The organism is Microcoleus sp. BR0-C5 (genome assembly GCF_036705045.1).
Lineage (GTDB): Bacteria > Cyanobacteriota > Cyanobacteriia > Cyanobacteriales > Microcoleaceae > Microcoleus.
On record NZ_JAUBTR010000158.1, the window covers coordinates 1 to 3,756 of the forward strand.

3 protein-coding genes are annotated in these 3,756 nt (G+C 40.4%); 1 reads left to right on the forward strand and 2 read right to left on the reverse strand.

The window, feature by feature from the left end; all coding sequences use genetic code 11:
- Window positions 1-210 precede the first annotated feature (210 nt).
- Window positions 211-894: a GDSL-type esterase/lipase family protein gene (locus tag QUB08_RS31425; RefSeq protein ID WP_333230165.1), complete on the forward strand. Its 684-nt coding sequence runs from the start codon at window positions 211-213 to the stop codon at window positions 892-894.
- Here the strand turns inward: QUB08_RS31425 and QUB08_RS31430 are convergent, their stop codons facing one another.
- Window positions 895-1,914 (reverse strand): hypothetical protein, encoded by a 1,020-nt coding sequence (locus tag QUB08_RS31430; RefSeq protein ID WP_333230160.1) that lies wholly within the window; start codon window positions 1,912-1,914, stop codon window positions 895-897. It abuts the gene before it with no gap.
- Window positions 1,915-1,916: 2 nt separating this feature from the next.
- On the reverse strand, window positions 1,917-3,422 hold the full coding sequence (locus QUB08_RS31435; RefSeq protein ID WP_333230163.1) for an MBOAT family protein: 1,506 nt from the start codon (window positions 3,420-3,422) through the stop codon (window positions 1,917-1,919).
- Between the last annotated feature and the right edge of the window lie 334 nt (window positions 3,423-3,756).

A 3,756-nucleotide genomic window follows, 5' to 3' on the forward strand; every position in this document is an offset into this window, starting at 1 on the left:
CACCAGAATTTAATCCAATAGAACATTTATGGTGGGAACTAAAGGCATTGCTCAGGAGATTCATACCTAAAAGTGTATAAATAGTGGAAAAACTCTTGGAGTTGGGAGTGAAATTATGTTCAAGTAAGCAAATCAGAAATTATTTTGCTCACTGCTGTTACTGTACCTCTTAGTCACGCAAAGTGCTGTAACTTACTTATTTTGTTAATTATGGCGGTTTTTATATATAGAAGAGGTGGCCTGTCATATATTATATTAACTAAATTACCCACTATTGTTGGCTTGAAAAGCCCTATACGCAACTATTCAGCCTTCTATTTGCAGCGGAAAGATTTGTTCAATTTTTTACCGAATCACAAGGCTTCAATAATATTTTTAGGCGATAGTATTACCGCGCAGTGCGAATGGTCTGAATTTTTTCATAACTCAATAATAAAAAATAGAGGCCTTGCGGGATATCGAACAGACGGGATTTTAGCCCGCCTGAACCAAATCGTTAAAATGCGGCCGCACAAGATATTTATTATGATTGGAATCAATGACCTTTTAGCCGGGGTATCCGCCACGGATACTCTAGCTAATTACAGCGAAATACTAAAGCAGATAAAGCAAGAATCGCCCGAAACGAAAATATTCGTTCAAAGCGTATTACCCATTAATAAATTGTCTCGGACTTATTTGACTTATTTTTCTCCCCTTACTAACACAGATATTGCTGAATTTAATAGCCGATTGAAATCCACAGCCGAAGAGTTTGGATTGGAGTACATAGACCTATATTCTCTCTTAATTAAGGACGGCAAACTGATGACAAGTTACACGTTTGATGGGCTTCACTTAAAGGGCGAAGCCTATGTAATTTGGAAGGAGGCTATCGAACGCTATGTTAATTAATCAAGGAGCGCTGAATTTCTGATTTAACTTCTCGCTTATATATCGAGTCAACAACTGAGCGCCTTTTTTATTTAAGTGCAAAGCATCGGCAAAATATTCATCTGTTAGCGGCAGATCATTCCTTGCATCTATTAGGAGTCCGTTGTATTTTTTCAAAATAGATGTTAACCGGGATCTGTGAGAAGTAATTATTTCCCTGCTCGGATCGTATTTATTCAAATAAGCTTCCCTCATGGGCGTTAAGACAAAGACCAGATTGATGTTATTTTGAACTAGATTACTGGCGAATTTCTCTAGAGACTGATAGCAGATATCGCTGATACTGATTGATTTCCAAAAAGACCCCTCCCATCGACTGGGCAGGATATTTTCTTTCGGGACTTCTAGGACTATAGAACCGCCTGAATCAAATTTTAATGAATCGTATGTATCGTTGTTATTTCTTTTTTGACGAACGTCTAAAACTTTGGTAAGATTGACGGCGTTCAACAAATCTCGATACTTGAAATGATAGTATAAAGCTGGGATATTTGAAGAAATATAGTTGAGTCCATCTGTATCATTAAAATCCTCGAAAGAGACATATTTTTTATTGGTTGTCGTTGGCGGCGAACAATTGCGGAAGTCAACAGGAGATGATAAGATTAAAACTATATTCGGCTTGGAAATTAATTTTATAGAGAAGTCTGTTATAGGTTGTAGGTCACTAATTTGCAATCCCCAAGAAGCAAAGTTGACGGTAGAAATTTGTCGGCCATTTCGAGCTTTAATTAAAGTCGAATCCATGTTATTAAGAGTCATGGAAGATCCAACGGCCAATATTTGAGAAGTTTTAGGTTTAATTTCCCTAAAATATCTCAGTTTTTCGTCAAAGCTGAGGCTGGAAATAAACGGAGGTGCAATGAGAATTTTTTGCACCTCCATAATGAACATCAGCAAGACAAACAAGCCGGAGTATATGGCCAGACTCAGAGCGATTAGTTTGTTGTATCGGCTAAAACTTTCTGAATTTTTATTCATGGCTAAAAATTAAAGTACAGGAATTCACTGTGAGTAACAGAAAAGATTTTTAAGAGAGCAAAAAAGGCCATTAGGCTAAGCAACAAGCTCTGAAAAAGCGCTGGCCGCCATTGCAACTTTGTCCACAAGCGTTCGCCCCACACTGAAGGAGTATCTGCTGTCACTTTATCGAAGGCTGGATCGTAATGAACCAGCCACTGCTGAGTATTGGGGAGCAACCAGACGCCAAGCGCAAGTAGAACCAGCATCTTGATATTTGTTGGCAACGTACTCGACAGTGAAAGACCATTGGCACCGCTCATGGATGCTAGAATAGCAAACGCTGCCTTCAGATTCTCTGCTCTAAAGAAAACCCACGATACTAATACTGCTAGAAACGTTACCAAACAACCCAGTAGACTACCCCACCAGGTAATCTTTTTGAGGTCATGTCCTAGCGATCGCCGGAAGGAATGCCACTGGTGGTTTATAACCAAGTAGATTCCATGCAACCCACCCCACACTACAAATGTCCAACCCGCACCGTGCCAAAGACCGCCTAGCAGCATCGTAATCATCAAATTGGCGTGACGGCGAAGTTCACCTTTTCGATTGCCTCCCAGAGGAATGTAGAGATACTCCCTCAAGAAGCGAGAGAGAGTCATGTGCCAGTTCCGCCAAAATTCGATAATATTCGCAGATTTGTAAGGTGAGTTAAAGTTGAGTGGCAGCTTGATTCCAAACATCCGAGCTGCGCCGATTGCCATTTCTGAGTAGCCTGAAAAATCGAAATAAAGCTGAAATGCGTAGGCTATTGCCCCACTCCACCCTTCTAAAAATGTCAGACCTTGACCGCGAGCTGCCGCTTCAAAAACTGGGGTAGCGTAGACGGCTATGCCATCTGCCAAAATTACTTTTTTAAACAATCCTGTAATAAAAATAGTCATGCCCACTGCCAGATTTTCCGCATCAAATTGATAAGTTTCTTTTTTGTTGAACTGCGGTATGGTTTCTTGGTGAAGAATGATCGGACCTGCTATCAATCGGGGGAAAAATGTCACGAAAAGGCAGTATTTTATAAAACTGTTTTCTTTGGTCGTTCCTCGGTAAACATCTACGAGGAAAGCGATTTGCTCGAACGTGAAAAAAGAAATTCCCAACGGCAATATAACGTTGTTTAGGTTAAAATTTGTACCCGCTACAGCATTTATATTACTCGCGAAAAAATTTGCATATTTATAGTAACTAATGAGGCTCAAATTGACACATAAACCCAGCATCAGCATTAGTTTTCGGCTGACGGGTACTTGGAAGCGCTGGCTGAGAACGGCTCCTACGGTATAGTTAAACACCAGCGAGAAACCCAGCAAGACTAGATAGGCTGGTTTCCACCACCCGTAGAAAAATAACGATGCCATCACAAGCCAAGCGTTCGCCCCTCTTTCCCAACCCCGCCCGCCAATTGCAAAAAAGATCCACAGGGTGATGGGCAAAAACAGACAAATAAATTCAAAAGAGTTAAACAGCATTTAGTCCAGTCCAGTCTGCCTGTAATTTTTGTGCCTGTCTAGTAGAGCGTGGCCTAAACCCAACACGTTCACCCCTCCTAGATAAACACAAGTACAATGATAACAATACTCTGGACAGTTTTTAGATCAACGGCTGAAATCATTATTATACCAGGGTAACAGGGTAAACGCATCTTGTCAATAACGAGGGGTTTTAACACAATAACTCGGCTTTATTAGACCTCTTGCAAAAAAAATATGTGTTATACTTAAAAGTCTGCTCAAGTTTAGGTCAAACTTTGAATTATTGGGTTGATTGGCATCTCCTTAAACTTGCCCAGGCTGCTAGATTATA

Bases quoted from the DNA above. Each gene is read 5' to 3' on its own strand.
- QUB08_RS31425 (WP_333230165.1), top strand. From the start codon at position 211: ATGGCGGTTTTTATATATAGAAGAGGTGGCCTGTCATATATTATATTA.
- QUB08_RS31430 (WP_333230160.1), bottom strand. From the start codon at position 1,914: ATGAATAAAAATTCAGAAAGTTTTAGCCGATACAACAAACTAATCGCT.
- QUB08_RS31435 (WP_333230163.1), bottom strand. From the start codon at position 3,422: ATGCTGTTTAACTCTTTTGAATTTATTTGTCTGTTTTTGCCCATCACC.